Source organism: Pseudomonas sp. 86_A (genome assembly GCF_017491705.1).
GTDB classification, from domain to species: Bacteria; Pseudomonadota; Gammaproteobacteria; order Pseudomonadales; family Pseudomonadaceae; genus Aquipseudomonas; species Aquipseudomonas koreensis.
This window is the reverse complement of sequence record NZ_JAFGYS010000002.1, coordinates 413,082-438,930: the sequence shown is the minus strand read 5'-3', so window position 1 is coordinate 438,930 and position 25,849 is coordinate 413,082. Positions and strand designations below refer to the sequence as shown.

21 protein-coding genes and 1 other RNA gene are annotated in these 25,849 nt (G+C 59.2%); 11 read left to right on the top strand and 11 right to left on the bottom strand.

Features of this window, described 5'->3' with window-relative positions; genetic code table 11:
* Positions 1–208: 208 nt before the first annotated feature.
* Positions 209–1,615, bottom strand: a complete 1,407-nt coding sequence (locus J5M57_RS05345) for a DUF2252 domain-containing protein (RefSeq protein ID WP_207847788.1) — start codon at positions 1,613–1,615, stop codon at positions 209–211.
* A 351-nt stretch (positions 1,616–1,966) separates the two neighbouring features.
* On the opposite strand from J5M57_RS05345, the gene J5M57_RS05340 reads away from it, so the two are divergent.
* A complete protein-coding gene (locus tag J5M57_RS05340) occupies positions 1,967–3,856 on the top strand; it encodes a 3'-5' exonuclease (protein WP_207847787.1) in 1,890 nt (629 codons plus the stop codon).
* Positions 3,857–4,051: 195 nt separating this feature from the next.
* Here J5M57_RS05340 and ssrA read toward each other — a convergent pair.
* The 7 genes from ssrA to J5M57_RS05305 all read right to left on the bottom strand — a co-directional run bounded on the left by ssrA (position 4,052) and on the right by J5M57_RS05305 (position 12,557).
* Positions 4,052–4,441, bottom strand: a transfer-messenger RNA (tmRNA) gene (gene ssrA / locus J5M57_RS05335).
* A gap of 96 nt (positions 4,442–4,537) precedes the next feature.
* Entirely contained in the window at positions 4,538–4,816 is a 279-nt protein-coding gene (locus tag J5M57_RS05330) for a hypothetical protein (protein ID WP_169843053.1), read from the bottom strand.
* 130 nt (positions 4,817–4,946) lie between these two features.
* The gene (locus J5M57_RS05325) at positions 4,947–7,757 is read right to left on the bottom strand and encodes an FAD-binding and (Fe-S)-binding domain-containing protein (protein ID WP_207847786.1); all 2,811 of its coding nucleotides are present in this window, start codon (positions 7,755–7,757) and stop codon (positions 4,947–4,949) included.
* Positions 7,754–8,425 (bottom strand): lactate utilization protein, encoded by a 672-nt coding sequence (locus J5M57_RS05320; protein WP_169843055.1) that lies wholly within the window; start codon positions 8,423–8,425, stop codon positions 7,754–7,756. The genes J5M57_RS05325 and J5M57_RS05320 overlap by 4 nt, the downstream gene beginning before the upstream one ends.
* Positions 8,425–9,879 (bottom strand): LutB/LldF family L-lactate oxidation iron-sulfur protein, encoded by a 1,455-nt coding sequence (locus tag J5M57_RS05315; RefSeq protein ID WP_207847785.1) that lies wholly within the window; start codon positions 9,877–9,879, stop codon positions 8,425–8,427. The genes J5M57_RS05320 and J5M57_RS05315 overlap by 1 nt, the downstream gene beginning before the upstream one ends.
* Positions 9,876–10,700 (bottom strand): (Fe-S)-binding protein, encoded by an 825-nt coding sequence (locus tag J5M57_RS05310; protein ID WP_207847784.1) that lies wholly within the window; start codon positions 10,698–10,700, stop codon positions 9,876–9,878. The genes J5M57_RS05315 and J5M57_RS05310 overlap by 4 nt, the downstream gene beginning before the upstream one ends.
* 162 nt (positions 10,701–10,862) lie before the next feature.
* Complete coding sequence (locus J5M57_RS05305; RefSeq protein WP_083367053.1) at positions 10,863–12,557, bottom strand: lactate permease LctP family transporter; 1,695 nt, start codon at positions 12,555–12,557, stop codon at positions 10,863–10,865.
* 261 nt (positions 12,558–12,818) lie between these two features.
* Here J5M57_RS05305 and J5M57_RS05300 point away from each other — a divergent pair, with 261 nt between their 5' ends.
* Complete coding sequence (locus J5M57_RS05300) at positions 12,819–13,586, top strand: GntR family transcriptional regulator (protein WP_207847783.1); 768 nt, start codon at positions 12,819–12,821, stop codon at positions 13,584–13,586.
* 103 nt (positions 13,587–13,689) lie between these two features.
* On the opposite strand, the gene smpB is transcribed toward J5M57_RS05300, so the two are convergent.
* Positions 13,690–14,172, bottom strand: coding sequence for an SsrA-binding protein SmpB (gene smpB, locus J5M57_RS05295; RefSeq protein WP_003221505.1), 483 nt, complete (start codon positions 14,170–14,172; stop codon positions 13,690–13,692).
* 119 nt (positions 14,173–14,291) lie between these two features.
* Between smpB and J5M57_RS05290 the strand changes: the two genes are divergently transcribed.
* Genes J5M57_RS05290 through J5M57_RS05280 form a run of 3 tightly spaced genes read left to right on the top strand, consistent with a single transcriptional unit; the run spans position 14,292 to position 16,444 of the window.
* The gene (locus tag J5M57_RS05290) at positions 14,292–15,695 is read left to right on the top strand and encodes a sodium-dependent transporter (protein ID WP_207847782.1); all 1,404 of its coding nucleotides are present in this window, start codon (positions 14,292–14,294) and stop codon (positions 15,693–15,695) included.
* Positions 15,696–15,702: 7 nt separating this feature from the next.
* Positions 15,703–16,137, top strand: a complete 435-nt coding sequence (locus J5M57_RS05285; protein ID WP_083367051.1) for a type II toxin-antitoxin system RatA family toxin — start codon at positions 15,703–15,705, stop codon at positions 16,135–16,137.
* Positions 16,130–16,444 (top strand): RnfH family protein, encoded by a 315-nt coding sequence (locus tag J5M57_RS05280; RefSeq protein WP_207847781.1) that lies wholly within the window; start codon positions 16,130–16,132, stop codon positions 16,442–16,444. Before J5M57_RS05285 ends, J5M57_RS05280 begins: the two co-directional genes overlap by 8 nt.
* Before the next feature lie 61 nt (positions 16,445–16,505).
* Here J5M57_RS05280 and J5M57_RS05275 read toward each other — a convergent pair whose 3' ends face one another.
* Positions 16,506–17,033, bottom strand: a complete 528-nt coding sequence (locus J5M57_RS05275) for an outer membrane protein assembly factor BamE (protein WP_064585903.1) — start codon at positions 17,031–17,033, stop codon at positions 16,506–16,508.
* A gap of 97 nt (positions 17,034–17,130) precedes the next feature.
* On the opposite strand from J5M57_RS05275, the gene fur reads away from it, so the two are divergent.
* Positions 17,131–17,535, top strand: coding sequence for a ferric iron uptake transcriptional regulator (gene fur / locus J5M57_RS05270; RefSeq protein ID WP_016771770.1), 405 nt, complete (start codon positions 17,131–17,133; stop codon positions 17,533–17,535).
* An 87-nt stretch (positions 17,536–17,622) separates the two neighbouring features.
* Here fur and recN read toward each other — a convergent pair whose 3' ends face one another.
* Positions 17,623–19,296, bottom strand: coding sequence for a DNA repair protein RecN (gene recN / locus J5M57_RS05265; protein WP_207847780.1), 1,674 nt, complete (start codon positions 19,294–19,296; stop codon positions 17,623–17,625).
* Between the two features lie 240 nt (positions 19,297–19,536).
* Here recN and grpE point away from each other — a divergent pair, with 240 nt between their 5' ends.
* From grpE to carA, 5 genes are all read left to right on the top strand, one after another.
* The gene (gene grpE / locus J5M57_RS05260; protein ID WP_207847779.1) at positions 19,537–20,103 is read left to right on the top strand and encodes a nucleotide exchange factor GrpE; all 567 of its coding nucleotides are present in this window, start codon (positions 19,537–19,539) and stop codon (positions 20,101–20,103) included.
* A gap of 102 nt (positions 20,104–20,205) precedes the next feature.
* Positions 20,206–22,122 carry a molecular chaperone DnaK gene (gene dnaK / locus J5M57_RS05255; protein ID WP_064585905.1) on the top strand — a complete coding sequence of 639 codons (1,917 nt, stop codon included), beginning with the start codon at positions 20,206–20,208 and terminating at the stop codon, positions 22,120–22,122.
* A 297-nt stretch (positions 22,123–22,419) separates the two neighbouring features.
* Positions 22,420–23,544 (top strand): molecular chaperone DnaJ, encoded by a 1,125-nt coding sequence (gene dnaJ, locus J5M57_RS05250; RefSeq protein WP_083367049.1) that lies wholly within the window; start codon positions 22,420–22,422, stop codon positions 23,542–23,544.
* Positions 23,545–23,553: 9 nt separating this feature from the next.
* Entirely contained in the window at positions 23,554–24,360 is an 807-nt protein-coding gene (dapB, locus tag J5M57_RS05245; RefSeq protein ID WP_041066780.1) for a 4-hydroxy-tetrahydrodipicolinate reductase, read from the top strand.
* 257 nt (positions 24,361–24,617) lie between these two features.
* Positions 24,618–25,754: a glutamine-hydrolyzing carbamoyl-phosphate synthase small subunit gene (carA, locus tag J5M57_RS05240; RefSeq protein ID WP_207847778.1), complete on the top strand. Its 1,137-nt coding sequence runs from the start codon at positions 24,618–24,620 to the stop codon at positions 25,752–25,754.
* The last annotated feature ends 95 nt before the right edge of the window (positions 25,755–25,849 follow it).

The window sequence follows — 25,849 nt, the reverse complement described above, 5'->3', positions numbered from 1 at the left end:
TTGGCAGGGTCGAGGGACAGAATTGATCACGGGGCGGAAAAAAACAAACCGCGCGCAACGCTTCGGCACCAAACGCCAGGCAAAAAAAAGCCCGCGGGAGAGCGCGGGCGAACCGTAGTTTCTTGAATGAGCGAGCGGACTGTACCGTGTTGATCGAACGGGGGCAGTGAAGAAAAATTCATCTCGGCAGCGACCGCTCTGCAACGCTTCAGGGCAGATGATCCGCGGCGAAATCGGCTTCCGAACGAGCTTTCAGTCGACCCTTGCGACAAGCGTCCTGAAAGCGTTCGAAGTCGCGCTCGTTCTGCGCGGTGTAACGGCGGGCGTATTTGAATAAAGCGTCAGCCAAGGCATCGCCCTTGCCGAGGTAGCCGCTGATGACCGCCGCGTTGCCTGAGGCTTTGGCGTGGGCTCGGGCCAGGGCGCGACCGCAGACCCGGGCATAGGCAGCGAAGGTTTCGGCGTCGAAGTTTTCCAGTTCGGCGGAGATCTTCATGTCGCGCAATTGCCGGACATAGAAATAGCGCCCGTTGGGACCGGTGGTCCAGCCGAGGAACAGATCGCTGGCCGACTGCATCAGCCGTTGGCCCTCGACCACCCGTTGACCTTCATGGCGCGTCCGGGACTTGCCTTTCACGTAATCGGCGAGCACCGAACGCCGCGCCTCCTTGAACTGCAGAAACAACGGAAACTCCTGATCATCGGTCAGCAGCGCCACCAGACAGCGCGTGCCGACGCTGCCCACACCGACCACTTTGAACGCCAGATCCTGCACCTTGAACCGCGAGAGCAGTTCCCGCCGGTCAGCCTGCAGGGTGGATCGATAATCCCGCATGAACGTGTCGAACAACGGTCGCCAGTCCGCCAGCCGCAACCAGTCATCATCGGCGTCGAGCAGCGTGGTGTTCTTGTGCAGGTGGAAGATCTCCGGCAAATCATCACGAATGACCAGCCGTCCGTGGGCGTCGCGCTCGCTGATCTTCGGCAGCAACTCGGCGTGGGTACGCCGCTCGGCTTTGTCGACGGCCCGCTGCACATGGTCCAGCGCACTCTTGCGTGCCTGATCGAGCAGGTCTTCGTACTTGATCGAGTCGTACCAGGTTTCCAGCGCACTCTGTTCGGCACACTCCAGCATCGTCGCCTGATAGGCGCCGACCATCTGCCGACACACGTCTTCCTCAACCGATTCGCCATGACGCAAATCCCGAGCCGCCACCACGAAACTCGCCGCCAGCCGCTTCACATCCCACTCCCACGGGCCTGGATGCGCCTCGTCGAAATCGTTGACGCTGAACAGCAGGTTGCGCTCCGGCGTGGCAAACCCGCCGAAATTCATCAAGTGCGCATCCCCGCAGATCGGCCCGACCAGCCCCATGTTCTCGGTACCCGACAGATCATGGGCCTGCAACAACGCATTGCCGCGAAAGAACGTGAAGGGCGAGACCAGCATCCGCCCGTAACGCAACTCCACCAGTGAGGCGACGCGGCCCTGACTCGAGGCCTTGATCAGCGGGATCGGATCGCGGCTCATTTTGCCGGTGGTGGCGTGGGCGCTGCGCGAGCATTGCTTGCGGGCGTCCTTGCCTTGCTTCATGCGGTCTTGGAGGGTGGTCATGGGGGCCTTTTTTTGGCTTTGCAACGTTGTCCCGGCCATTCCCTGAAGCCTGAAAAGACCCGGGAAAGGCCAGCGTTCATCGGGTGGCAAATTGATATTGCGTCAGGTAGCATTCGAGTGCCATCGCCCCCCTGGCATTGAGTAAAGCACTATTCAGGCCCGTCGGAGTGTGCGTAACGCCTTCCACGCAGGGTAGCCGGGGCGGAATAGGCGGCAACACGTGCTGCTGCTAAAAAGCTGAGCTTCACACTCACAAAATGAAAGTTATCGGGCCCTTCTCGGATCGTTATGGGCCCTCGCTTGCGTTCACTTTGATCGCATCGTTCTTGTTCCAGGGATTAGGCACACGATATGGCTTTACTCTTTCCTTCTCGATCCGCTTGCCAGTTTGATACTCCGGGTGAGCGGCGTTTGGCAGAACGTCTGGAGAAAAAACTTACGGACGATTGGCTCTCCTGGTTCGATGTACCCATCGGTCTCAAGGCCCGACGACCTGACTTTGTCATCATGCACCCGAAGAAGGGAATCCTGGTGCTGGAGGTCAAGGACTGGAAGATCGATATCATCAAAAGCATGAGCGTGACCCAGGCCAGCATACTTGTCGAAGATGAGCTGAAAAGTGTTGCCAACCCGCTCGAGCAGGCGCGCATCAATATCTTTGAGGCCGTGAATCTGCTTCAGAAAGACCCTGCCTTGAAACAACCGCCCGGATCTATCCGCCAGGGCAATTTATTGATGCCCTACAGTTGGGGCGTGGTGTTGCCCGAGATCACCCGAAAGCAATTTCAAAGTGAGGGGCTGGCGCAAGTAATGAGCGCTGATCGGGTCATCTGCCGGGACGAAATGACTGAAACGGTGGATAACCAAGAGTTTGAAAAGCGTCTGACTGACATGTTTGTCCAGCGGTTTCCTTGCCATCTTACCGCTGCTCAAATTGATCGCGTGCGCTATCACCTGTTTCCGGAAGTACGGGTGAATGTCTCACCCGGCCAGTTCGGACTGTTCAGTGCGCATGACGCACCGGTACCAAGCTTCATCAAGGTCATGGACTTGCAGCAGGAGCAACTGGCTCGTTCCATGGGTGAAGGTCACCGGGTCATTCACGGCGTCGCAGGTAGCGGCAAGACGATGATCCTGGGATATCGTTGCGTATACCTGGCGCAAACGTCGAACAAACCTGTTTTGGTCCTGTGCTACAACAAATCCCTGGCTGGACGGTTAAAGCAAGTACTGACCGCTCACGGGTTAAGCAACAAAGTGTCGGTGCGCAACTTTCATGGTTGGTGCTGGGATCTGTTGAAAGCAGCGGGTGCTGATTTGCCTGGCAAAGATCTGACCCCCGAGGAGGCCAAGGCGTTTCTTGAGCACCATGTATTCGAGGGTGTCGCCAGCGGACTCATTGCCAAAGGGCAATATGGCGGCATATTGGTCGATGAGGGGCACGACTTCCAACCTGAATGGTTTGAACTGGTCGTCAAAATGCTCGATCCGCAGATTAACTCTCTATTGGTGCTCTACGACGATGCACAAGCCATCTATCGTGGTAAGGCTGGCAAGGGCGGTATGGAGTTCAGCTTCGCCAGCGTAGGCATCCAGGCGTCAGGGCGAACCACCATTCTGCGCCTCAACTATCGAAATACCCTGGAAGTGCTGTCGGTGGCCCGAGCGTTCTCCCTGGACCTCCTGAATGCGCGTGATGCTCAGGAAGACAACATTCCGATCGTCGCGCCTCAAAGCGCTGGACGACGCGGCCCGATCCCTGAACTGCTCCATTGCTCGACGTGGTGGCAGGAACGCGACTGCATCGTTGAGCGGATTCGCGATGAACAAAACAAGGGGCGCAGTCTGGAAGATATGGCCGTGGTTTATCGCACTTCCTCCCAGGCACTTCAGATCGAAAAGAATTTGGCGTATGCAGGAATTCCTTTTGTCTCCGGTCGTTTCGCCAAAGGCCGCGGCGAACTTTACGGCGGTGCAGATGCGGTCAAAGTCGTCAGCATGCACTCTAGCAAGGGGCTGGAATTTGGTCTGGTGATCATCCCCGCATTGCATGAAATGCCCAAAACGGGCGAAGAAGAGGCGGACGAAGCCCGTTTGCTCTATGTCGCCATGACGCGAACAATCGAGCGTCTGGTGATGGTTCACCGTGAGCATTCGATTTTTACGACCAGAATACGTGAGGCAATTGATGCGGTGAGGGCGCATCTGGCGGGTGATAATGCGATAGAGGTGGCGGGCTAAGTTGCCATGCCAATCAGGGAGTGATTTCTTTGTTGAGATGAGTCCGGCTCTTTGAACGCTTCTTCCCGAGGGAGCAGGTGATAGCGCCAGTGCCTGGAGAGCGGCCGTGGTTTTAACGGTCGATGGGGGGCGAGCGATGGGGGATGGATTTCAGGCACAAAAAAAGACGTCCGAGGACGTCTTTTTTCGTTGAAGTGGTGGAGCCGGGGGGATTTGAACCCCCGTCCGCCAGTGCTCCGCTGTCGGTACTACATGCGTAGCCGTGTCTATTAAGTTAACCCTCAGCGACCCGACGGGCAGGGTGCTTTGGGCGAGTTGTGTAAGTTTTAGCCGCTTCGTCCACAACGTACTGCACGGCGATTCTGTTCTATATGACAATCATTTCGGGTTTACAGACATCCCCTGATGATTGCTGGGCCCGAAGGCACCAGGAGTGCATGTCAGCTGCAATTAAGCAGCGAGAGCAGCACCGTATTGGTCGTCATTGGCAACTATAAGAAGTTGCAACAGTGGATTTACGACTTCTGTTACCAAGTCGGCATGCACCTAAAGTTTCGTCACCGGCGTCGAATCCTAATCGGCCCCGAACTCATTGCCTCGTACATCAGGTGAGGCAACAAGCCTGCGCAGTGTACGCCAAACGGCCCACAAGGCCAACCCGAAGGTTGGCCGGGGCGTGAATCAATTGTTGGTGCCGGTGGATTTCCGCAGTTCCAGAATGGTTTGCGAGGTTTCCGCGACGCAGTCATCGATCTTGCCTTGAGCTTTGAGCGCCTGTGCCTTGCTCACGCTGGCCTCAGCACGCTGAGTCAGCTCTGGCGACGAGGACAGTTGCCCTTTGGCATTGTTGATGGTTTGGATATTGGCATCGCACAGGTCGGCAGGCTTGTCGGCGGCGAACGAAGTGGACGCCAACATCGATGCAGTAACGAACAGACCTAACAGTACAGAACGTTTCATGTGTATCTCCTTGAACCGAGTGGGTCCAGACTTCGCTGTCCGTCAGGACGGGCAACCGTATGGAAGAAAAACCCCGATCAGTCGGGGTTATTCTGTGGACTACAGTCGAACTCAAGGGTTCTATTTTTCTTCAACAGGCCTTGGCCCGGGTCACCCGATCCACTAGATAGACCAGCCCGTGATAGTCGATGCCGCCGTGTTGCGTCAGGCCGATTTCACAGGTGCGGCTGGTGGAAATCCCTTCGCTGCAATGCTGCACCGCGTCCTTGAGCGTGCGCAGCGAATGGCTGTTCAGCTCCGGGGTGGTGAAGCCCTTGTCGCCGGCAAACCCGCAGCAGTGGATACCTTCCGGGATGACCACGGTGTTGCTGCATTTGCGCGCCAGATCGATCAGCGCCTGGCTCTCGCCAAGGTGCTGCGTGCTGCAGGTCACGTGAACCGCAATCGGTGCTTCTTGCGGCGTAAAGTCCAATCGATCGAGAAGATGCGTACGGATGAAGCGCACCGGGTCGTACAGGTCCAGGCGCACATCTCCCACGTCCTGCACCAGGCGCAAGGTGCACGGGCTGGTGTCGCAATAGATCGGATCAAGCCCGCCGCGACTGGCGTGCAGCAGGGCGCTGATCAACTCCTGACGCTTGTGCTCGGCCTGTTCGGCATAGCCTTTGGAGGCGAAGGGCTGACCGCAGCAAAGGTTGTCCTGATTGTCCGGGAACACCACTTGGTAACCGGCCTTTTCCAGCAGGCCACGGGTTTTGTCGTAGAGCGACATTTGCTCCTTGTCACCGGCCGCCGGGCCCATGACCCGCGACACGCACGCCGCCAGATAGACCACGCGCGGACGCTCATCGGACACGCTCGGACTGAAGCGAATGGCTTTTTCCGGCTGCGGCATCGCGTTGGTCCACAGCGGCACCTGGCCTTTGGACAAACGCGTCAGCGTCGCCGAAAGTTTGGCCAGACGCGGTGCGCCGAGCAGCATTCGCGCACCGTTGGCCACGTGCAGGGTGAAGCGTGCGCCTTGCAGGGTCTTGGCGAAATTTCCTTCGATCCAGTCAGCAGTTTTCTGATGCGTGGCGGTGCGGGCGCGAAGCTTTTTCACCAGCTCACCGGTATTGATGCCGACAGGGCAACGCTGCGCACACAATCCGGTCGCCGCACAGGTGTCAATGCCTTGATATTCGTAGGCTTTTTCCAGCTCAGTGGTATCGATGCCGGCGCGTTTTTTCGCCTGAATGTCGCGCCAGATCACGATGCGCTGACGTGGGCTGAGGGTCAGGCCTTTCGACGGGCAGACCGGTTCGCAGAAGCCGCACTCGATGCATTTATCGACAATTTCATCGGCTGCCGGTAGTGGCTTCAGGTGCTTGAGGTGGATCTGCGGATCTTCGCTGAGCACCACGTCCGGGTTGAGGATGCCGTTGGGGTCGAGCAGGCGTTTGAGCTGCCACATCAATTGATAGGCATCGCTGCCCCATTCCAGCTCAACGAACGGCGCCATGTTACGCCCGGTACCGTGCTCGGCCTTCAGCGAACCGCCGAACTCCACCGCCACCAACTGCGCCACGTCGTCCATGAACGCCTGATAACGTGCGACTTCTTGCGGACTGTTGAAGCCTTGGGTGAAGACGAAGTGCAGATTGCCTTCCAGCGCGTGTCCGAAAAGGATCGCTTCATCGTAGGCATGTTTGTCGAACAGCTCGATCAGGCGATTGACGCCGATGGCCAGTTGCTCGACCGGGAAGGTCACGTCTTCGATGATTACCGTGGTCCCGGTTTTGCGCACCGCGCCGACGGCGGGAAACGTGTCCTTGCGGATGGCCCAGAGCTTGGCGTTCTCGGCTGCATCTTCAGTGAAATCGACCTGCTTCTCCACGGGGAAACTGGCCAGCGATGCCATGATCTGCGCCAGTTGTTCCTGCAGCAAAGTGGAAGAGGCGGCGCGGGATTCGATCAGCAGGGCGCAGGCATTGTTCGACAGGTGCTGTACGAAATCCGGCATGCCGGGTTTGTCCTGCACCGAACGCAGGCTGCGTCGATCGAGCAATTCCACCGCCGACACCGGTTGGCTTTTCAGCACGGTGACCGCGTTGCAGCAGGTTTCCACATCCGGAAACACGATCAGCGCCGACGCCTTGTTCGGGTGGTCGATTACCGTGTCGTAAGTCACCGCGCTGATGAAGCCGAGGGTGCCTTCGGAACCGACCAGCAGGTGGCTCAAGATATCCACAGGCTCGTCGAAATCCACCAGCGCATTGAGCGACAGGCCGGTGGTATTTTTCAGACGGTATTTGTGGCGAATTCTGGCGGCCAGTTCGGCGTTGGCGCGGGTCTCGCGGCCCAACGTCGCCAGGCGCTCCAGCAGCTCGCCGTGACTTTCGCGGAACGCGGCGACACTGGCGGCGTCTTCGGTGTCGAGGCGGGTGCCATCGGCCAGCACCAGGCGAATCCCGGCCAGCGTGTGATAGGTATTTTGCGCCGTGCCGCAGCACATGCCGCTGGCGTTGTTGGCGACGATGCCGCCGATCTTGCAGGCGTTGATCGACGCCGGGTCCGGACCGATCTTGCGGCCGAACGGGGCTAGCCATGCGTTGGCCTGCGCGCCGATGACGCCCGGCTGCAGGCGGATTTGCATGCCGTGATCACGAATCTCGCGGGCGTTCCAGTTATCCCCAAGCACAATCAGCACCGAATCGCTGATCGCCTGCCCGGAAAGGCTGGTGCCGGCGGCGCGGAAGGTCACCGGGACCTGATCGCGCTGGGCCAGTTTCAGCAGCGCGACCACTTCATCTTCGGACTCGACGCGGATCACCAGTTGCGGAATCAATCGATAGAAGCTGGCATCGGTGCCGAACGCCAGGGTCGACAACGGGTCGTCAAAGCGGCGCTCGGCCGGGATCAGTTGTTGCGCATCTCGCAGGAAAGTCGCCGGTAACGTCATTGGTCCTCCAGGATCAGCACCACCAGGTCTTTCGGGCCGTGGGCGCCGTAGGCCAGCACTTGTTCGATATCGGCCGTTTTCGACGGGCCGGACACCAGCAGCGCGTTGGTCGGCAGGCCTTGTGCCCACTCGAATTCCTGTTGCACCTGATAGAAGTTGTCGCGGATTTCGCTGGCCTTGAGCAAAGCGAAATGCACCGGCGGCACCAGGCTCATCAACCGCGGTTCTTCGCGGGTGGGCCAGATGATCAGGCTGCCGGTCGCGGCGATCGCCCCGAGGGTGCCGGTGAGGCTGGCCGGGGTGTCGTTGAACAGCTCGGCTTTCCACTCCTCCATCGGCCGGTCGTAGGATTTCAGTACCGGCAGCTCCGGATGGTTCGCCCAGTGCTGTGTGATGCGTTGACCGTGGGCTGTCGTCGGTGCGATCAACAGGCTCGGTAACTGACGGTCACGCAGCAATTGCGCGAGCAGCGCCGGCCAGTCTGCGCCAGTCGTCAGATGGATCTCGGTGTGCACCGCTTCCATCAGTTTGCGCAGTTGCGGGATGCGTTGCTCGGCGCTGTAGGTGTAAGGCTGCGTCACCAGATCGACGTCGAAGTCGTCGGCAATCGGCGTGGTGCCGGTCAGACTTTTCCGTAACTTGGCGAGGATATTTTGCTTGGCGCTCATCAGCGGTCTCCCTGTTTGGCCAGATGCTCGCGGGCCATGTCGTGCAGCGAGCGGGCGGCGGGTTTCGGTGCGCTGTGGTTTTGCGTCCACGGGCCGACATTGTTCGGTGTCAGCGCACGCAGGCGCGTGGCGAAGAAGCCGAACAGTCGATACAGGGTCGGCGAGCTGTTGAGTTTCGCCCAGGCGTTCCAGATGAAGCGTTCCTTGCGCGAATACTTGCTGCCCTGGCCGCGCATCACTTGATGCGGACTGTCTGGGGCTTTGACGTTCTCTTCGCGTAGGCGTCGCAGCAGAGCGGGGATCGGAATTTTTACCGGGCACACTTCGCCGCAGGCGCCGCACAGCGACGAAGCGCTCGGATGATCCGGGACTTTCGCCAGACCGACCATGTGCGGGGTGATGATTTTGCCGATAGGGCCCGGGTACACCTCGCCATAGGTGTGACCGCCGACGCGGGTGTAGACCGGGCAATGATTCATGCACGCGCCGCAGCGGATGCAGTTCAGGGTCTGGCGCAGTTCGCTGTCGGCAAAGGCCTGGCTGCGACCGTTGTCGAGCAACACCAGATGCACTTCCTGCGGGCCGTCGAGTTCGTGTTCCTTGCGCGGGCCGGAGATCATGTTGACGTAGGTGGTGATCGGAATGCCCAGCGCCGAGCGGGTCAGCAATGACAGCAGCGGCACCACGTCGCGCAGGTTTTCCACAACCTTTTCGATGCCGGTGACGGCGATGTGCACCGGCGGCACGGTGGTGGTCATGCGCCCGTTGCCTTCGTTTTCCACCAGCAACAGGGTGCCGGTTTCGGCGACGGCGAAGTTGACACCGGAGACGCCGATGTCCGCTTCGAAGAATTTCTGCCGCAGGACTCTGCGACCGATCTGAATGAGTTGGTCAACGTCCTTGGTGTATTCCACGCCAAGTTTGTCGTGGAACAAGGACGCGACCTGACCGGCATTCTTGTGGATCGCCGGCATAATGATGTGTGAAGGCTTCTCGTGGTCGAGCTGGACGATGTATTCCCCCATGTCGGACTCCAGGCATTCAACACCTTGAGCCTCGAGGAAATGGTTCATCTCCATCTCTTCGCTGACCATCGATTTGCCCTTGATCACTTGCCGCGCCTCGTGAGCGCGGATGATCGACAAGACGATGCCATTGGCCTCGTCCACCGTTTCCGCCCAGTGCACTGTCACACCGTTGCGGGTCAGGTTCTGTTCCAGTTGCTCGAGCAGGTCGGGCAACTTGGAGAGCGCACGCGCCCTGATCGAGTTGCCCAGGGCGCGCAAGTGTTCTCTTTCGTGGGCATCGCTGAAAGCCGCTGCCCGCTTGGTCATCAGTGAATCCATCGCAGTGCGGAAGTTGTTCCGTAACTGCGCATCGCCCAGGGCGTTGTGGGCCCGGGTGCGGAAATCTTCTTCTACGGCAACTGTAGGAATAATCGTCGAGGTGCTCATTGCGCACCCCCGGTTCGTTGCCACAGAAAGCTGGCGAGATGTTGCCCGCGCAGCGTTTCTTTTTGTTTCTCCAATGCGCCGTTGATGTTCATCAAACAGCCGCAGTCGGCGCTCAAGACCTTGTGCGCGCCGGATTCCTTCAGCGCCCGGGTCTTGTCAGCCACCATCGCGCCGGAAATGTCTGGCATACGGACGCTGAATGTCCCACCGAAGCCACAGCATTCGCTTTCGTGGTCGTGGTTGACCCGTTCCACGTTGCTCAACTGCGCCAACAACTCGCGGCCGTGCAGGTGGGTGTTCATTTCACGGCGTGCCGAACACGAGGTGTGCAGCGCGACCTTGACCGGCTCGCCGCTGTCCTTGAGCTGCACCTTGCAGACGAACAGCAGGAACTCGGCCAGCTCATAGGTCCGGGCCGCGAGGGCCTTAACCTGTTTCAGTGTTTCCGGCTCGTCCTTGAACAAGTCGGCGTAATGCTCGCGCAGCATCCCCGCGCAGGAACCCGACGGCACCACCACCGGATAATCCCCGGCAAACACCGCCAGTTGCGAGCGCGCGACCGTCCGCGCCTGCTCGGTGTAACCGGAGGTGTAGGCCGGTTGTCCGCAGCAGCTTTGCCCTTGCGGGTACTCGACCTTGATCCCTTCGCGTTCCAGCAAGTGGATCGCGTCCATCCCGGCTTCGGGGTAGAACAGGTCGACCACGCACGTGCCGAACAGGTAGACCTGCGACGGTTTCTCGTTGGGGTATTGCCGAGGTTCGGGCAGTGGCGGTGCAACGCGGGTCGCGTTTGGCACAGCGTTGTAAAAAAGCTCGCTCATCAGGCGTGTCTCCGGGTGGTCCCGGTTATCCGTCCGTTGCGGCCGCTGAAATATAGAGCGTGTTGCTTTCAGCAGCCTTACAGACCGGGGTGTGAATTGCTGACGCCGGAATCACGAACCGGCGTCGGTTATTTCCATGTTGCTTGTAGGCTTCTTGCAGGTTTAGTGCACCAGCATGCCGGTGAACCAATAGGCCTGAGCCAGGGTGATCAGGCCGACAATCGTGGCAAAGAATAGGCTGTGCTTGAGGGTGAAGCGGAACAGATCCGATTCCTTGCCCACCAGACCGGTCGCAGCGCAGGCCACGGCAATCGACTGTGGCGAGATCATCTTGCCGGTCACGCCGCCGCTGGTGTTGGCCGCCACCAGCAGGGTGTCATTGACGCCGATCTGGTGTGCGGTGGTCGCTTGCAGCGAACTGAACAGGGCGTTGGACGAAGTATCCGAGCCAGTGAGGAACACACCCAGCCAACCGAGGAATGGCGAAAAGAACGGGAACGCTGCGCCGGTGGCCGCCAGCACCAGGGCCATGGTCGACGACATGCCCGAGTAGTTGGTGACGAAGGCGAAGGCCAGCACCATACCGATCGACAGGATAGGCCAGCGCAGTTCGTAGAAGGTCTCTTTCAAAGTGGTCAGACCAGTTTTGAAGTTGATCTTCAGCACCAGCATCGAGATCAGCGCGGAGAAGAAAATCGCGGTGCCGGTCGCGGAAATCGGGTCGAGTTTGAATACCGCCGGAATAGCCGTTGGCGTGGCGACGATCGGTGCGGTCTTGATCACCAGTTGATCAAGGTGCGGGATCGCGAAGTTGAACACCCAGGCGTACATCGAACCGCCGGCGGCGAACATGGCCTTGAAGGGTTTGAGGGTCCAGATGGTTACCAGCACGGTGAGGATCAGGAACGGCGACCAGGCAATGAAAATTTCCCAGAGGCTGTAAGGCGATGCCACGGTGCTGCGCTTCTGGCCGAAACCGCCGACGCTGGCAGTCACCACCGAGGCCGACACGGCACCGGCGATGTGTTGGCCAGCGGCGCGCCGTGGCTGCCAGACTTTGAGGAACAGGGTCAGCGAAATCAGGCTGGCCAGGGCCGACGTGATGTCCGGCAGTTCCGGACCGATGAAGTTCGACGTGAAGTATTGAGTCACGGCGAAGCTCAGGCCCGCGACCAGGGCTGCCGGCCAGGTTTCACGCACGCCGCGCAGACCGTCCATCATGAACACCAGCCAGAACGGCACGAACAGCGACAGCAGTGGCAGTTGGCGACCAGTCATTGCGCCAATCTTGAATGCGTCGATACCAGTGACCTGGCCGGCGACGATGATCGGGATGCCCAAGGCGCCGAAGGCTACGGGGGCGGTGTTGGCAATCAGGCACAGTCCGGCGGCATACAGCGGGTTGAAGCCCAGGCCAACCAGCAACGCGGCGGTAATCGCCACGGGTGCACCGAAACCGGCGGCGCCTTCCAGGAACGCACCGAAGCAGAAACCGATCAGCAGCACCTGCAGGCGCTGGTCGTCAGTGATCGACAGCACCGAACTGCGAATGACCTCGAACTGACCACTTTTGACTGTCAGTTTGTAGAGGAAAACCGCTGCAACAATGATCCAGGCAATCGGCCACAGACCGTAGGCAAAGCCGTATCCGGCCGCGGCGAAGGCCATGTCGACCGGCATGTGAAAGGCGAAAATCGCCACGGCGATCGACAGCGCCAGCGTGATGCTGCCGGCCACATGCCCCTTGAGGCGGAACACCGCCAGAGCGAGGAAGAAGAAAACAATGGGAATGACGGCCGCAAGTGCGGAAACGCCGAGACTGCCGAGCGGGGTATAGAGCTGTTGCCAGGTTTGCATATGGGGTGGCCCCTAATTGTTGTTGGTCAGGCACTGTCAGCGTTCTTGGTTAATTGGTAATACCAATTTACAATCGCTGTTGGCTAGGGTAAAAGCCTTGATATCGGTGTGTCAATTTGTCGCCCTGAAACTTTTGTCGAATAAGCGGTGCAGATGCCATCTGATCCGCTTTGGCGAATGTGCTCTGACAGGTGTCGGCGGGGCGCCGATAGGCCAGAATAGAGAGCCCGGCGAGCGGTCGGGATCGTGGAGAAATGAGTTATGGGGTTTGATCAGATTCGTCAGCGCCGTTTGTCTGACGATATTGTCGAGCGACTCGAGGGGATGATCCTCGAGGGCACGCTGAAGTCCGGTGAGCGGCTTCCGGCCGAGCGTGCGCTGGCCGAGCAGTTCGGCGTATCGCGCCCGTCGTTGCGCGAAGCGATTCAGAAACTGGCGGCCAAGGGCTTGCTGGTCAGTCGTCAGGGTGGCGGCAATTATGTGGTGGAAACCCTCGGTTCGACGTTCAGCGATCCATTGTTACTGCTGCTTGAGAGCAATCCCGAGGCGCAGCGCGACTTGCTGGAATTTCGGCACACTCTGGAGGCATCATGCGCCTATTACGCAGCATTACGCGCTACCGACGTGGATCGCGAATGGCTGACAGCGGCGTTCAACGAGCTGCAGGATTGCTATACGCGGCATGACGAAGTGAGTCGGGTGGAGGAGGGTGCGGCGGATGCGAAATTTCATCTGGCGATCGCCGAAGCCAGCCACAACGCGGTGCTGCTGCACACCATTCGCGGGCTGTTCGATCTGCTCAAGCGCAACGTCGTGACCAACATCGGTGGCATGTACAAACAACGGACGGAAACCCGCGACATGCTGATCTCTCAGCACCGGGAATTGTATCTGGCGATTATCGAGGGGCGTGCGGAGCAAGCGCGGGAAGTCTCCAGCCGGCACATTCTGTATGTGCAGGAGGTGCTGGAAGAAGTGCGGCAAGAGGTTCAGCGCATGGCTCGGGCGGAGCGGCGCAAAGGAATGTAGCGTTTAGATGCAAAAAGATCGCAGCCTTCGGCAGCTCCTATAGGGAAATTCTCATTCCTGTGTAGGAGCTACCGTAGGCTGCGATCTTTTCAGGCAGGATAAATTACTCTTCCTTGCCCTTGTTGCGCACGGCGCGCTGCAGCTCTCGACCGGCGTCGCGTTCGCGCTCGGTGTCACGCTTGTCGTATTCCTTCTTGCCCTTGCCCAGAGCGATCTCGCACTTGACCATGTGCTTGCTCCAGTAGAAGGACAGGCAGACGCAGGCGTAGCCTTTCTGTTGCACGGCAGCGGCGAGTTTTTCCAGCTCGCGTTTGTTGAGCAGCAGTTTGCGGGTGCGGGTCGGGTCGGCGATGACGTGGGTGCTGGCGGTCATCAACGGTGTGATGTGACTGCCGAGCAACCAGGCTTCACCGTCCTTGAGCAGCACGTAACTGTCGACCAGTTGCAGTTTGCTTGCCCGCAGACTTTTTACTTCCCAGCCGGCCAGGACCAGACCAGCCTCGAACCGATGTTCGATGAAGTAATCGTGTCGCGCCTTTTTGTTCTGCGCGATGGTCCCTGTTGGGTGTTTCTTCTGTTTAGCCATAGGGGCGGCATTATATGGAGATAAACGGTCCTCGGCTACGGTGATGCTGCGTGCTTGAGCAGGTTGAGTGAATCCCGGACAATGCGGCCTCTTTTTCTGATGCTTGGGCGTGATATTCGATGTCGACAGACAAGGTTTCTGTCCACGGCAGTTGGGCTAGCCGCTGGGTTTTCATATTCGCCGCGACCGGTTCGGCCGTGGGACTGGGCAGCATCTGGAAATTCCCCTACATGGTCGGGGTCTACGGTGGCGGCGCCTTCGTGCTGATGTTTCTGGCCTGCATCGCCCTGATCGGGGTCCCGGTCATGCTGGCTGAAACCCTGATCGGTCGGCGCGCGCGGCAGAGTCCGGCGAACGCCCTGAAGGTGCTGGCCCAGGAGGCCGGGCATTCGGGCAAATGGTCGTGGGGCGCGTTTGCCGGGATGATCACGGCGTTGTTGATCCTGTCTTTCTATAGTGTGGTCGGCGGCTGGTCGCTGGATTACATCATCGACATGGGGCGCGGGGACTTCCAGGGCGCTACGGCGGAGCAAGTCGGCGCTTATTTCGGCAATGTCATCTCCGATCCTTGGCGCCTGACACTTTGGCACACAGTTTTCATGCTGCTGTCGGCGGTGGTGATTGCCAAAGGCGTTGTCGCCGGGCTTGAGCGCAGCCTGCGAATCATGATGCCGCTGCTGTTCGTGATGGTGCTGGTATTGCTGGTTTACAGCATGACCACCGGGCATTTCATGGAAGGCGTGCATTTCATGTTCGATTTCCACCCGGAAAAAGTCCTCGACGGCTTGCTGCCGGCCATGGGCCACGCGTTCTTTTCCCTGAGCGTGGGCGTCGGCTCGATCATGATCTACGGCGCCTACATGACCAAGGAAGCTTCGCTGTCCGGGACCGTGGTGGGTGTGGCGTTGCTCGACACCTTCGTGTCGCTGGTGGCGGGGCTGGCGTTGTTCCCGATTGTATTTGCTGGCGGTTTGAACCCTAGCGAAGGCCCGGGCCTGATGTTCGTCAGCCTGCCATTTGCCTTTGGTAACGTGGTATTCGGCCAGTTGATGGGCGTGGTGTTCTTTGTCCTGGTGGCGATTGCGGCGTGGAGTTCGGCGATTTCCCTGCTCGAACCGATGGTTGCCTACCTGGTTGAGCGCACCAAAATCAGCCGCGGCTGGGTGACGTTCTGGCTGGCATTCATCTGCTGGTTCGTCGGTCTGGGCACGGTGTTCTCCTTCAATATCTGGAAGGACGCCAAATTTTTCGTGAACGAAGGCGGGCTGTTCCATCTCTACCAATGGGGTGCGACGGGCGGTCTGGACTTCTTCGGTGTGATCGACTTCTTTACCTCGCGGATTATGCTGCCGCTCGGTGGCCTGTGTTTTGTGCTGTTTGCCGGTTGGGTGATGGGGCGTGATGCGGTGCGCGAGGAATTGGCGATCCGCAATCCGCTGCTGTTTGCCCTGTCCTTGTTCTTGATGCGCTACGTGGCGCCTATCGGCATTCTTGTAGTGTTTGCCGCTCAGCTCTGGAAGTAACGCTTACATGACGACACATATTCAACGTTCGGCGTTGCTGCCATACCCGGCGCAATTCCTCTACGACCTGGTCAACGACGTCGCGCGTTACCCGGAATTCTTGCCATGGTGCTCCTCCGCCGAGGTGCTGGAGAGCTCGCCCGAGCACATGCGCGCCAGCGTGGGCGTGGCCAAGGGCGGTCTCAGCCAGCACTTCGTCACGCGCAATACGCTGGTGCCGGGGCAGTCGATCGAGATGAATCTGGAAGAAGGTCCGTTCAACCAGCTGCATGGTGTCTGGGTGTTCAAGGCGTTGAACGAGAAGGCCTGCAAGATCAGTCTTGACCTTTCGTTCGACTACGCCGGTCCGATAGTGCGCGCGACACTCGGCCCACTGTTCAATCAGGCGGCGAATACGCTGGTGGATGCGTTCTGCCAGCGCGCCAAGCAGATGCATGGTTGAGCCGGTGATCGAGATTGAGGTGGTGTATGCCGCCGTGGATCGTCAGGTGTTGTGCACGGTCTGCGTCCCTGAAGGGACAACCGTGCGTGACGCGGTGCAGAAGTCCGGTATCGGGGCTGAGTTCCCGGAGCTGGACTTGAGCGAGTGCCCGCTGGGTATCTTCGGCAAAGTGATCGCGGATCCGCAGGTTCGCCTGATTCAGGCGGGGGATCGCATCGAGATCTACCGGCCATTGCTGGCGGATCCGAAAGAGGTGCGGCGCCTGCGCGCGGCCAAGGCTGCCGAGGCCAAAGCGCGAAATCAGTAGATGGGCCAAATCGCAGGCAATAAAAAACCCGGAATTTCCGGGTTTTTTATTGCCTCGCACATTATTGCGGCGAGGTGTCCAGCGGCTCAGGCGTCGGAACCGGAACGGTTTCAACACCGTCCACGTCCTTCTGGATCGAATCCAGCAAGGAGCCTGGCTTGGCAGGTTGTTCCGGCTTCGGCTTCTCGGCGTTTTCAGCAGGGGCGGTCACGCTGGTGCCACTGTCCTTGCCGAGAATGGCTTCGTCACGGCTCACGCCCGGCATAAAGTCACCGGACAGGCTGACAAGCTGGTCGTTAGAGTTGAAAATTACACTCATGCGTTCCTGTTGGCGTTCACCGCCACCAGGTTGCAGGCTGTACAGATAATCCCAGCGATCGGCATGGAACGTGTCGGCCAGCAGAGGGTTACCCATGATAAACCGTACTTGCCGGCGGGTCATTCCCGGGCGTAACTGGTCTATCATGTCCTGCGTGACGACATTGCCCTGCTGGATGTCGATTTTGTAAACCCCGGGGAATGAACAACCGGCGAGTGCGAGCAGTCCCACAAAGGTGAAACTGGTTAGCAAGAGCTTGGTGTTTTGCATCGGTGGGCGACTTCCACTATCTTGGCTGGGACAACGTAAACGCCGATCATACCCGCATTAAGAGAAGCTGCGAAGCAGCATCGCGAGAAAGCTGACCATGGTTGAAAATAGCGAACTACGCAAAGCCGGCCTCAAAGTGACCCTGCCACGGGTCAAGATCCTGCAAATGCTCGACTCTACCGAGCAGCGTCACATGAGTGCCGAGGACGTCTACAAGGCGTTGATGGAAGCGGGCGAGGACGTCGGTCTGGCCACGGTTTACCGTGTTCTGACCCAGTTCGAAGCCGCTGGCCTCGTGGTCCGTCACAACTTCGACGGTGGCCACGCGGTATTCGAATTGGCCGACGGTGGTCACCACGACCATATGGTCAACGTGGAGTCGGGTGAAGTCATCGAATTCTTCGACGAAGAAATCGAAAAACTTCAAAAATCGATCGTCGAGAAGCATGGCTTCGAAATGGTTGATCACAATCTGGTGCTGTACGTCCGCAAGAAAAAGTAAGCATGTCGCGCGAATTTCAGGTTCGCGAAACGAACGAAGGCGACCCAAGGGTCGCCTTCGTGCTTTCTGCCGTACCTGAATCTGAGGTCAGGCCTTTGCGGTGACCACCATCTTTTTCGCGTGAGCCAGGGACTCCTTGGTCAGGTCTATGCCACCGAGCATCCGCGCTACTTCTTCTATACGGTCGTTCTTGCTCAGTTTGGACACGGCGGTATGAGTCGCTTGATCGCCGCGCACCTTGTGCACGAACAGATGCTGATGCCCTTGCGCCGCGACTTGCGGCAGGTGCGTCACGGTCAATACTTGCCCGCGATCACCGAGGCGGCGCAGCAACTGGCCGACAATCTCCGCCGTTGGCCCGCCGATGCCCACGTCCACTTCGTCGAATACCAGTGTCGGCACCCGTGAGGTCTGCGCGGTGATCACCTGAATTGCCAGACTGATCCGCGACAGCTCGCCACCGGACGCTACTTTGGCCAGTGCCTTCAGCGGTTGACCGGGGTTGGCACTGACCAGCAGTTCGACTTGTTCCAGGCCGTTAGGCAGCAACTCATCGCTGCTGTTAGCCCGTAATTCGATGGTAAAACGACCGCCCGGCATGCCCAGGCGCTGGATTTCTTGCTCCACTGCGCTGGCGAGGCTGCCGGCCGCCTGATGGCGCAGGTCGCTCAGCTCGCGAGCCTTCTCCTGATAATGACGCGCATAAGAGGCCAGTTCCTCACCCAAGCGTTCGATGGATTCGTCATTGGCGTTCAATGTCTCGATTTCATCGAGCAGTTTCTGTTGCATCTCGGCGACTTCGGTCGGCTGGATCCGGTGCTTGCGTGCCAGGGTGTAGATCGCGTCGAGGCGTTCTTCCAGATATTGCAGGCGCGCCGGGTCGGCATCGAAGTTGTCGAGGAAGCGATTGAGCTCGCCGACTGCCTCTTCGACCTGAATCTGCGCGCTGGTCAGCAGGCTGCTGGCTTCGCCCAGCGCGCCAATCGAGTTGTTCACGCTCGACAGGCGGTTGAGGCTGGCGGTCAGCGCGTTCAGCACATTGCCGGAATCGCTATCGCTGCACTGCTCGACCACTTGTCGGCAAATGCCGAGCAGGGTTTCGGCGTTGGTCAGGTTCTTGTGTTCCTGCTCCAGCTGTTCCAGCTCGTTTTCGCCGAGACCGAGGTTTTCCAGTTCTTCGAGCTGGTAGCTGAGCAATTGATGGCGCGCGCGCTGTTCGTCGCCGGAGTTGGAGAGACGCTCCAGTTCCTGGCGGGTCTGGCGCCAGCGCTGGGCGGCCAGTTGCACCTGGCGGGCCAGATCGGTCGCGCCGGCATATTCATCGAGCAGGCGCCGGTGGGTATCGGTCTTCAGCAGCGACTGGTGTTCGTGCTGGCTGTGGATATCGATCAGCAGTTCGCCGAGAGCCTTGAGATCGCCGAGCGGGCAGGGCGTGCCATTGATATAGCCGCGTGAACGACCTTCGGCGGTAATGACCCGGCGCAGGATACACGGGCCGTCGCTTTCAAGGTCACGTTCGGCCAGCCAGGCATGGGCCTCGGGGATGTCGACCAGGTCGAAGGTGGCCAGGATGTCGGCCTTGTCGGCGCCAGGGCGGACCACGCCGCTGTCGGCGCGATCACCGAGGGTCAGGCCCAGCGCGTCAAGCATGATCGACTTGCCGGCGCCGGTTTCCCCTGTGATCACGCTCATCCCGCGATCGAGTTCGAGATCGAGATGTTCAACGATGGCGTAGTTGTGTACGGACAGGTGCACCAGCATAAAGGCCGCTCCCAGGCTTTAGGTCTGGTTATTTATACAGTGTTTTGTTTCGGGCTGACAATGGGCTCGCTTAGCTCGATTTGCTTGATCCGATCAAATGCTTAGTTCGACCTGGAATGACAATGCAGCACTTTTTTGTAGGGTTAATCATTGCAGGCCCTTGAAGCCTGATTTTGCGGCCCCATATATCGGGGCAGAAGCGCGAGTACAGCTCGCGGACGTAATTGAAAGGAGAATTCTATGGCTGACGAACAGACAGTAGATACGCAAAATCCAGATGCCAATCAGGCGCCCGAGACTTCGGGTGACGACCTGGCGACCCGTGTACAAGTGCTCGAAGAGCAGTTGGCCGCCGCGCAGGATCAGTCGCTGCGCGTAGCTGCCGATCTGCAGAACGTCCGCCGTCGTGCCGAGCAGGATGTCGAGAAGGCGCACAAGTTTGCGCTGGAAAAATTCGCCAGTGACCTGCTGCCGATCGTCGACAGCCTGGAGCGCGGCCTCGAGCTTTCGAGCCCGGACGACGAAAGCATCCGTCCGATGCGCGAAGGCATCGAGCTGACCCTGAAAATGTTCCACGACACCCTCAAGCGCTACCAGCTTGAAGCGATCGATCCGCATGGCGAACCGTTCAACGCTGTTCACCATCAGGCGATGGCCATGCAGGAAAGCGCCGACGTCGAACCGAACAGCGTTCTGAAGGTGTTCCAGAAGGGCTATCAGCTCAATGGCCGCCTGTTGCGTCCGGCGATGGTTGTGGTCAGCAAGGCGCCGGCACCGATTTCGCCTTCGATTGACGAGAAGGCTTGAAATTAGCCGCAAGGCCCCCATTTAGAAGTCAAGCGTTTAAGTATTACCGCAGTTAGCCACCACTGCTGCGGCAAAAAAATCCAAAGTTTCGGGAGAGTGAACATGGGCAAAATTATCGGTATCGACCTGGGGACTACCAACTCCTGCGTCTCCGTGCTGGAAAACGGCAAAGCCAAAGTTATTGAAAACGCTGAAGGCGCGCGCACCACGCCGTCGATCATCGCTTACGCCAACGATGGCGAAATCCTGGTAGGTCAGTCGGCCAAGCGTCAGGCAGTGACCAACCCGCACAACACGCTGTACGCGGTCAAGCGTCTGATCGGTCGTCGTTTTGACGAAGAAGTTGTGCAGAAAGACATCCAGATGGTCCCTTACAAGATCGTCAAGGCTGACAACAACGACGCTTGGGTAGAAGTGAACGGCCAGAAAATGGCGCCGCCACAAATCTCGGCTGAAATTCTGAAGAAGATGAAGAAGACCGCCGAAGACTACCTCGGCGAGCCAGTGACCGAAGCGGTGATCACCGTTCCGGCCTACTTCAACGACAGCCAGCGTCAGGCGACCAAAGACGCCGGCCGCATTGCCGGTCTGGACGTTAAACGTATCATCAACGAACCAACCGCAGCCGCTCTGGCTTACGGTATGGACAAGGCCAAGGGCGATCACACCGTGATCGTTTACGACCTGGGTGGCGGTACTTTCGACGTTTCCGTGATCGAGATCGCTGAAGTTGACGGCGAGCACCAGTTCGAAGTGTTGGCCACCAACGGTGACACCTTCCTCGGCGGTGAAGACTTCGACATTCGTCTGATCGACTACCTCGTTGACGAATTCAAAAAAGAAAGCGGCATGAACCTCAAAGGTGACCCGCTGGCCATGCAGCGCCTGAAAGAAGCCGCTGAGAAAGCCAAGATCGAGCTGTCGTCCGCTCAGTCGACCGACGTCAACCTGCCGTACATCACTGCAGACGCGACCGGTCCTAAGCACCTGAACGTGAAAATCTCGCGTGCCAAGCTCGAAGCACTGGTTGAAGACCTGGTTCAGCGCACCATCGAGCCTTGCCGCATCGCCATGAAAGACGCCGGTATCGACGTTGGCGCGATCAACGACGTGATCTTGGTCGGCGGTCAGACCCGTATGCCGCTGGTACAGAAGCTGGTTACCGATTTCTTCGGCAAAGAAGCACGTAAAGACGTTAACCCGGACGAAGCGGTTGCCATGGGTGCTGCCATCCAGGGTGCGGTTCTGGCCGGTGACGTGAAAGACGTTCTGCTGCTCGACGTCAGCCCGCTGACCCTGGGTATCGAAACCATGGGTGGCGTGATGACTGCGCTGATCGAGAAAAACACCACGATTCCTACCAAGAAATCGCAAGTGTTCTCGACTGCCGACGACAACCAGGGCGCCGTGACCATTCACGTCCTGCAAGGTGAGCGTAAGCAAGCTGCGCAGAACAAGTCTCTGGGCAAGTTCGACCTGGCCGACATTCCACCTGCTCCACGTGGCGTGCCGCAGATCGAAGTGACCTTCGACATCGACGCCAACGGCATCCTGCACGTCGGCGCGAAAGACAAGGCGACCGGCAAGACTCAGTCGATCGTGATCAAGGCGAACTCCGGTCTGTCCGACGAAGAAATCGAGCGCATGGTGCGTGACGCCGAGGCGAATGCCGAGGAAGACCGCAAGTTCGAAGAGCTGGCTGCTGCCCGTAACCAGGGTGATGCACTGGTTCACTCGACTCGTAAAATGGTTGCTGACGCGGGCGACAAAGTCACCGCCGAAGAGAAGACCGCGATCGAGGCTGCCGTGGTTGCACTGGAAGCCGCTGTAAAAGGCGACGACAAGGCTGCCATCGAAGCCAAGGTTGAAGAGCTGTCGAAAGTCTCGGCTCCGGTTGCCCAGAAGATGTACGCCGAACAGGCTCAGCCTGCTGAAGGCGCGGCACCGCACGACGAGAAAGCTGAAAAGGCTGACGATGTTGTCGATGCCGAGTTCGAAGAAGTCAAAGACCACAAGTAAGTTGTTGGTCGGCCGGTTGACTGCCTTGCGGCGGTGACTGGTAGGATGTCGCCGCGCGGGAGCTTGCTCCCGCGTTGGCGTATCTGGAATACGTGAATTTTTACAGCATGCGACAAGCCTCGTGTGTTGCTGGTATGGCCGGAAATGCTCCTGCTTTTCGCGCCGCAAGTACCACAAGAAACAAAGACCAGGATCGTTGAATTGACGTGAGTTGGGTCCGGGCCTGTATTGGGGCTCAACGAGTTTGGCCATCCTCAGGAGGGGTTTGCCGGACGTCCTCAAGAGTGCAAATGACTTATGGCAAAGCGTGACTATTACGAAGTGTTGGGTGTTGAGCGTGGCGCAAGCGATGCGGACCTGAAGAAGGCCTATCGTCGTCTGGCGATGAAGCACCACCCTGACCGTAATCCCGATGACAAAGCGTCGGAAGAACTGTTCAAAGAGGCCAACGAGGCCTACGAAGTATTGTCCGATTCCAGCAAGCGCGCGGCGTACGACCAGTACGGTCATGCCGGCATCGACCCGAGCATGGGTGGTGGCGGCGCCGGTTTCGGCGGGCAGAATTTCTCTGACATCTTTGGCGATGTCTTCAGTGATTTCTTCGGTGGCGGTCGCGGCGGTTCCCGTGGCGGCGCCCAGCGTGGCAGCGATTTGCGCTACACCCTGGAGCTGAATCTGGAAGAAGCGGTACGCGGTACCACCGTGAATATCCGCGTTCCGACACTGGTCAACTGCAAGCCATGCGACGGTTCCGGCGCGAAGAAAGGCTCGTCGCCATCGACGTGCCCGACCTGCGGCGGTATCGGCCAAGTGCGCATGCAGCAAGGTTTCTTCTCGGTGCAGCAGACCTGCCCGCGCTGCCATGGCCAGGGCAAGATCATTTCCGATCCGTGCGACTCCTGCCACGGCGACGGTCGCGTGGAAGAGTACAAGACCCTGTCGGTCAAGGTGCCGGCTGGCGTCGATACCGGTGACCGCATTCGCCTGTCCGGCGAAGGCGAAGCCGGTACGCAGGGTGGCCCGACGGGCGACCTGTATGTCGTCATCAACGTGCGTGAGCACGACATCTTCCAGCGCGATGGCAAACACCTGTTCTGCGAAGTGCCGATCAGCTTCGTCGATGCGGCACTCGGCGGCGAGCTGGAAATTCCGACCCTCGACGGTCGGGTCAAACTGAAAATCCCTGAAGGCACCCAGACCGGCAAGCAGTTCCGCGTGCGCGGCAAAGGTGTGGCGCCGGTGCGGGGCGGTGGTGCGGGCGACCTGATGTGCCGTGTGGCCGTCGAAACCCCGGTCAACCTGAATCGTCGTCAGCGCGAATTGCTCGAAGAGTTCCGCAGCTCCCTGGCGGACGACAACAGCCACTCGCCGAAAACCACCGGTTGGTTCGATGGTGTGAAGCGCTTCTTCGGCGATCTGTAAGGAGTCGGCATGCGACGTATAGCTGTGATGGGCGCCGCCGGGCGCATGGGCAAGATTCTGGTCGAGGCCGTGCAGCAGCGCGCGCCGCTGACCGGCCTGACCGCGGCGATCGTTCGTCCCGGCAGTACGCTGATCGGGGTTGATGCCGGTGAGCTGGCTTCGCTGGGGCGTATCGGTGTGCCGTTGTCCGGCAACCTGGAGTCGGTGGCTGAAGAGTTCGACGTGTTGATCGACTTCACGCTGCCGGAAGTCATGCTGAAAAACCTCGCGTTCTGCCGCAAGGCCGGCAAGGCCATGGTCATCGGCACCACTGGGCTGGATGCTGCGCAGAAACAGTTGCTGGCCGAGGCGGGCAAGGACATTCCGATCGTTTTCGCGGCCAACTTCAGTGTCGGGGTCAATCTGTCGCTGAAGCTGCTCGAGATGACTGCCCGGGTGCTTGGCGATGAGGCCGACATCGAGATCATCGAGGCGCATCACCGGCACAAGATCGATGCCCCTTCGGGCACGGCGTTGCGCATGGGCGAAGTGATCGCCGATGCGCTGGATCGTGATCTGCAGAAGGTCGCGGTCTACGGTCGTGAAGGCCACACCGGTGCGCGGGAGCGCGAAACCATCGGTTTCGCTACCGTTCGTGGTGGTGATGTGGTGGGTGATCACACTGTGCTGTTCGCCTGTGAGGGCGAACGTCTGGAGATCACGCACAAGGCTTCCAGCCGCATGACATTCGCCAAGGGTGCAGTGCGTGCGGCGTTGTGGCTGGATGGTCGCGAGCCGGGTCTGTATGACATGCAGGACGTGCTCGACCTGCATTGATTGACTGTTTTACCCAGCGCAAACGCCCTGTTTGCGCTGGTTTTTCTCTACCGCGCGACGGCCTGTCGCATTCTCCGGCCTTTAAGGCTCTTTAGCGGTGGACCAAAAAAGCCTTTTTCTGTAAGCTACAGCTTTAGTGTGTCCACTAAAAGCGCGCAGAATAATTCAGTGAAGAAGCGGGGTGACGTGTCCATACGTCACTCCGCTTTTTTACAACCTGCGATTGCCCTTTCATGCGTTATTTACGGGAGGTCTTCTTGACTAAGCCAGCCATACTCGCCCTTGCTGATGGCAGCATTTTTCGCGGCGAAGCCATTGGAGCCGACGGTCAAACCGTTGGTGAGGTGGTGTTCAACACCGCAATGACCGGCTATCAGGAAATCCTTACCGATCCTTCCTACGCCCAACAGATCGTTACCCTGACTTACCCGCACATCGGCAACACCGGCACCACGCCGGAAGACGCCGAGTCCGACCGCGTCTGGTCCGCTGGCCTGGTCATCCGTGACCTGCCGCTGGTAGCGAGCAACTGGCGTAACACGATGTCCCTGTCCGACTACCTGAAAGCCAACAACGTTGTGGCGATCGCCGGTATCGACACCCGTCGCCTGACCCGCATCCTGCGTGAGAAAGGCGCACAGAACGGCTGCATCATGGCCGGCGACAACATCTCCGAAGAAGCGGCAATTGCCGCTGCGCAAGGCTTCCCGGGCCTGAAAGGCATGGACCTGGCGAAAGTCGTCAGCACTAAAGAACAGTACGAATGGCGCTCCACTGTCTGGGACTTGAAGACCGACAGCCACGCGACTATCGATGCCTCCGAGCTGCCTTATCACGTGGTTGCCTACGACTACGGCGTCAAGGTCAATATCCTGCGCATGCTGGTCGAGCGCGGCTGCCGCGTCACTGTGGTGCCGGCGCAAACCCCGGCGGCCGACGTGCTGGCCCTCAAGCCGGACGGCGTGTTCCTGTCCAACGGCCCTGGTGACCCGGAGCCATGCGATTACGCGATCAAGGCGATCAAGGAAGTGCTGGAAACCGAGATTCCGGTATTCGGCATCTGCCTCGGTCACCAGTTGCTGGCCCTGGCCTCCGGCGCCAAGACCCTGAAAATGGGCCACGGCCACCACGGTGCCAACCACCCGGTACAGGATCTGGACACTGGCGTGGTGATGATCACCAGCCAGAACCACGGTTTTGCGGTAGATGAAGCGACCCTGCCGGCCAACGTGCGCGCGATCCACAAATCGCTGTTCGACGGCACCCTGCAAGGCATCGAGCGCACCGACAAGAGCGCGTTCAGCTTCCAGGGCCACCCTGAAGCGAGCCCGGGCCCGAACGATGTGGCTCCACTGTTCGACCGCTTCATCAACGAGATGGCCAAGCGACGCTAAGCGTTCGCCTTGAGACTGTAGCGAGAAGCCCTCGAGGGCGGCCCCGACACCGGTGGCGCCCCTCAGGGCTTCAGAAATCGATCAAGACGGCTTGC